Consider the following 5,877-nt stretch of genomic DNA (forward strand, 5'->3'; position numbering starts at 1 on the left):
CCGATGATCACGTTCTCCTTCAGACCGTTGAGCTTGTCGCTGCGGCAGTTGATCGCCGCATCGGTCAGCACTCGCGTGGTCTCCTGGAACGACGCCGCACTCAGCCACGAGTCGGTGGCCAGCGACGCCTTCGTGATACCCATCAGCACCGGACGGCCGGCGGCGGGCTCGCCGCCCTCGGCCACCACCCGGCGGTTCTCCGCCTCGAACTCCGCACGGTCGATCAGCGAGCCGGGCAGGAACTCCGTCGAGCCCGAGTCGATGATGGTGACGCGGCGCAGCATCTGGCGCACGATCACCTCGATGTGCTTGTCGTGGATCGACACACCCTGCGCCCGGTAGACCTCCTGGACCTCGCGGACCAGGTGGATCTGCACCTCGCGGGGGCCCTGCACGCGCAGCACCTCGTGCGGGTCGGCCGAGCCTTCCATCAGCTGCTGACCCACCTCGACGTGGTCGCCGTCGGACAGCACCCGCTCGGAGCCGTCCTCGTGCTTGAACACACGCAGCCGCTGCCGCTTCGAGAGCTTGTCGTAAACGACTTCCTCGCCGCCGTCGTCGGGAACGATGGTGATCTTGTAGAAGCGCTCGCCGTCCTCCAGCCGCACCCGGCCGGTGACGTCGGCGATTGGCGCCTTACCACGCGGAACCCGGGCCTCGAACAACTCCTGGACACGCGGCAGACCGCCGGTGATGTCCTCACCCACACCACCCTGGTGGAAGGTACGCATGGTCAGCTGCGTGCCGGGCTCACCGATGGACTGGGCGGCGACGATGCCGACGGCCTCGCCGATGTCGACCAGCTTGCCGGTGGCCATCGACCGCCCGTAGCAGGTCGCGCAGACGCCGGTGCCGGTGGTGCAGGTCAGCACCGAGCGCACCTTGATCTGCGTGATGCCGGCAGCCAGCAGGGCTTCGATCGACGGGTCACCCAGGTCCTCACCACGCGCGACGACGACATTGCCTGCCTCGTCGACCGCGTCAGCGCCCAAAGTCCGTGCGTACGCCGAGGTTTCGATGTACGGGTCGCGGATCAGGGTGCCGTCGGGCTGACGCTCGGCCAGCTCGACGATGATGCCGCGCTCGGTCTGGCAGTCGTGCTCACGGACGATGACGTCCTGCGACACGTCCACCAGACGACGGGTCAGGTAGCCCGAGTCAGCGGTACGCAACGCGGTGTCCGCCAGACCCTTTCGAGCACCGTGGGTGTTGATGAAGTACTCCAGCACGGTCAGGCCTTCGCGGAACGACGACTTGACCGGACGCGGGATGAACTCACCCTTCGGGTTGGTCACCAGACCCTTCATGCCGGCCAGTGTCCTGGTCTGGGTGAAGTTACCCGTGGCACCGGAGTCGACGATCGTGATGATCGGGTTGTCGACCGGGTAGTGGTCCCGCAGTGCCTGACCGACCTCGTCGGTGGCTTCCTTCCAGATCTCCACCAGCGCCTCGTTGCGCTCGTCGTGGTTCAAAGCACCACGCTGGAACTGCTTTTCGACCTTGTCGGCCCGCTCCTCGTAGTGGTCGAGGATCTCCTTCTTACGCGGCGGGACCAACACGTCGGCCATGGAGACGGTCACACCGCTTCGGGTCGCCCAGTAGAAACCGGCGTCCTTGAGCTTGTCGACGGTCTGCGCGACCACGATCATCGGGTAGCGCTCGGCCAGGTCGTTGATGATGGCAGCCTGCACCTTCTTGTGCATCTGCTTGTTCACGAACGGGTAGCCCAGCGGCAGCAGCTCGTTGAACAACACCCGGCCCAGCGTCGTCTCGGCCGTCCAGGAATCGCCTGGCTGCCAACCGTTTTGGCCGAACAGCTCCGTCTCGATGTCAGCCGGCGGACGCAGTTGAGTCAACCGCACCTTGATCTTGGCGCGAACCGACAGCACACCACGGTCGGACGCCATGATGGCCTCGGCCGGCGACGAGTACACACCCGTCTCCGGACTGTCGACACCGGCCGGCTGGTATTCGCCCTTGTCGCCGTCGACCTCGGTGGTCAGGAAGTACAGCCCGGTCACCATGTCCAGTCGCGGCATGGCCAGCGGGCGGCCGGACGCCGGCGACAGGATGTTGTTGGAAGACAGCATCAGAATGCGTGCCTCGGCCTGCGCCTCGGCGCTCAGCGGCAGGTGCACCGCCATCTGGTCGCCGTCGAAGTCGGCGTTGAACGCCTCACAGACCAACGGGTGCAGCTGAATAGCCTTGCCTTCCACCAGCATTGGCTCGAAGGCCTGGATACCCAGCCGGTGCAGGGTGGGTGCGCGGTTCAGCAGCACGGGGTGCTCGGCGATGACTTCTTCGAGCACGTCCCACACCTGCGGACGCTGGCGCTCGACCATTCGCTTGGCGCTCTTGATGTTCTGCGCGTGGTTGAGGTCGACCAGCCGCTTCATCACGAACGGCTTGAACAGCTCCAGTGCCATCAGCTTGGGCAGACCGCACTGGTGCAGCTTGAGCTGCGGGCCGACCACAATAACGGAACGACCCGAGTAGTCGACACGCTTGCCGAGCAGGTTCTGGCGGAACCGGCCCTGCTTGCCCTTGAGCAAATCGCTCAGCGACTTCAGCGGACGGTTACCCGGACCCGTGACTGGCCGGCCACGACGACCGTTGTCGAACAACGCATCCACGGACTCCTGCAGCATCCGCTTCTCGTTGTTGACGATGATCTCGGGCGCGCCGAGGTCGATCAGCCTCTTGAGCCGGTTGTTGCGGTTGATCACGCGGCGGTACAGGTCATTCAGGTCGGACGTGGCGAACCGGCCACCGTCGAGCTGCACCATCGGGCGCAGCTCCGGCGGAATCACCGGGACAGCATCCAGCACCATGCCCATCGGCGAGTTGCCGGACTGCTGGAAGGCCGCGACCACCTTCAGCCGCTTGAGCGCACGAAGCTTCTTCTGCCCCTTGCCGTTTCGGATGACGTCACGCAGCGAGTCGGCCTCGGCGTCGATGTCGAAGTTCTCGATCAGCTTCTGGATCGACTCCGCGCCCATGGCGCCGGTGAAGTACTCGCCGTAGCGGTCCTGCAGCTCGCGGTAGAGGTTCTCGTCGACGATCAGCTGCTTGGGAGCCAGCTTGGTGAAGGTGGTCCAGATGTCCTCCAGCCGGTCCAGCTCGCGCTGGGCCCGGTCGCGGAGCTGACGCATCTCGCGCTCGCCGCCGTCACGCACCTTGCGCTTGGCGTCGGCCTTGGCGCCCTCGGCCTCCAGCTCGGCCAGGTCGGCCTCCAGCTTCTGCGCGCGGGCCTCCAGGTCGGCGTCACGCTGATCCTCAACGCCCTTGCGCTCCACTACCATTTCGGCCTCGAGCGTGGACAGCTCGTTGTGCCGCATCTCGTCGTCGACCGCGGTGATCACGTAGGCCGCGAAGTAGATGATCTTCTCGAGATCCTTGGGGGCCAGATCCAGCAGGTACCCCAGGCGCGACGGCACGCCCTTGAAATACCAGATGTGCGTAACCGGCGCGGCCAGCTCGATGTGGCCCATCCGCTCACGACGCACCTTGGCGCGGGTGACCTCGACGCCGCAGCGCTCGCAGATGATGCCCTTGAAACGGACGCGCTTGTACTTGCCGCAGTAGCATTCCCAGTCGCGAGTCGGCCCGAAGATCTTCTCGCAGAACAGGCCGTCCTTCTCCGGCTTCAGCGTGCGGTAGTTGATGGTCTCCGGCTTCTTGACCTCACCGTAGGACCACTGCCGGATGTCCTCTGCGGTAGCCAGGCCAATGCGGAGTTCATCGAAGAAGTTGACGTCTAGCACGTAACTCCCTTTCCCCTTGCGGGTTTAGTAACTTCAAACAGATCTAAGCAAGATCCTCGACAGACGCGGATTCGTTGCGCGACAAGTTGATTCCCAGGTTGGCCGCGGCGCGCTCCAGGTCTTCGTCCTCGCCCTCCCGCAGCTCGATGGCCGCGCCGTCGGACGACAGCACCTCAACGTTGAGGCACAGTGACTGCAGCTCCTTGAGCAACACCTTGAACGACTCAGGGATCCCCGGCTCCGGGATGTTCTCGCCCTTGACGATCGCCTCGTAGACCTTGACCCGGCCGACGGTGTCGTCGGACTTGATGGTCAACAGCTCCTGCAGCGTGTACGCGGCACCGTAGGCCTGCATGGCCCAGCACTCCATCTCGCCGAACCGCTGGCCACCGAACTGCGCCTTACCGCCCAACGGCTGCTGGGTGATCATCGAGTACGGGCCGGTGGACCGGGCGTGGATCTTGTCGTCCACCAGGTGGTGCAGCTTCATGATGTACATGTAGCCAACCGTCACCGGGTACGGGAACGGCTCGCCGCTGCGCCCGTCGAACAACATCGCCTTGCCGTCACCGTCGACCAGCACCTCGCCGTCGCGGTTGGGCAGCGTGGCCGACAACAGGCCCTGCAGCTCCTCCTCCTTGGCGCCGTCGAACACCGGAGTCGACACGATCTGGTTCGGCTCGGCGGTCATCAGCTCCGCGGGCAGGTTGGCGGCCCATTCGGGTGCCCCCTGGATGTTCCAGCCGGACTTGGCCACCCAACCCAGGTGGGTTTCCAGGATCTGGCCGATGTTCATCCGTCGCGGCACACCGTGGGTGTTCAGGATGATGTCCACCGGGGTGCCGTCCGGGAGGAACGGCATGTCCTCGACCGGCAGGATCTTGCCGATCACGCCCTTGTTGCCGTGCCGTCCGGCCAGCTTGTCACCGTCGGAGATCTTGCGCTTCTGGGCGACGTAGACCCGAACCAGTTCGTTGACACCGGCCGACAGCTCGTCGTCGTCCTCACGCGAGAACACCCGGATGCCGATCACCTTGCCGGACTCACCGTGCGGCACCTTCAGGGAAGTGTCGCGGACCTCGCGGGCCTTCTCACCGAAGATCGCCCGCAGCAGCCGCTCTTCCGGCGTCAGCTCGGTCTCCCCCTTCGGGGTGACCTTGCCGACCAGGATGTCGCCGTCACGAACCTCGGCACCGATGCGCACGATGCCGCGCTCGTCCAGGTCGGCGAGCACCTCGTCGGAGACGTTCGGGATGTCCCGGGTGATCTCCTCGGCGCCCAACTTGGTGTCGCGGGCGTCGATCTCGTGCTCCTCGATGTGGATCGAGGTCAGCACGTCCTCTTCGACCAGGCGGTTGGAGAGGATGATCGCGTCCTCGTAGTTGTGGCCCTCCCACGGCATGACCGCCACCAGCAGGTTCTTGCCCAGCGCCATCTCACCGTTGTCGGTGCAGGGGCCATCGGCGATGACCTGACCGGCCTCGACGCGGTCTCCGGCATCCACGATGGGGCACTGGTTGGCGCAGGTGCCGTGGTTGGAGCGGGCGAACTTGCGCATCCGGTAGGTGCGCCGGGTGCCGGCGTCGTGCATGACGGTGATGTAGTCGGCCGACACCTCCTCGATGACCCCGGCCTCCTCGGCGACGACGACGTCGCCGGCGTCGATCGCCGCACGCAACTCCATGCCGGTGCCCACCAGCGGCGCCTCGCTGCGCACCAGCGGAACGGCCTGGCGCTGCATGTTGGCGCCCATCAAGGCGCGGTTGGCGTCGTCGTGCTCGAGGAACGGAATCATCGCGGTGGCCACCGACACCATCTGGCGCGGCGACACGTCCATGTAGTCCACCTCGGACGACGGGACGTACTCCACCTCGCCCGCCTTGCGGCGGACCAGGACGCGGGCCTCGACGAACCGGCCGTCGCCGTCAATCGGCGAGTTGGCCTGCGCCACCACGTGGCGGTCCTCCTCGTCGGCGGTCAGGTAGTGGATCTCGTCGGTAACGACACCCTCCACGACCTTGCGATAAGGCGTCTCGATGAACCCGAACGGGTTGACCCGGGCGTACACCGACAGCGAGCCGATCAGACCGATATTGGGACCCTCCGGGGTCTC

The 5,877-nt window shown here is 65.6% G+C and carries 2 protein-coding genes; both read right to left on the reverse strand.

The genetic code is table 11. From position 1 onward, the window contains the following. The coding region (locus tag VML93_RS09390) for a DNA-directed RNA polymerase subunit beta' (RefSeq protein ID WP_325609937.1) at positions 1–3,764 on the reverse strand (3,764 nt) is incomplete at its 3' end. A 43-nt stretch (positions 3,765–3,807) separates the two neighbouring features. Continuing rightward, positions 3,808–5,877, reverse strand: a 2,070-nt coding sequence (locus VML93_RS09395) for a DNA-directed RNA polymerase subunit beta (RefSeq protein WP_325609939.1), incomplete at its 5' end; no start/stop codon positions are given.

Origin of the sequence: Mycobacterium sp. (assembly GCF_035499775.1) — a bacterium.
GTDB lineage: Bacteria > Actinomycetota > Actinomycetes > Mycobacteriales > Mycobacteriaceae > Mycobacterium.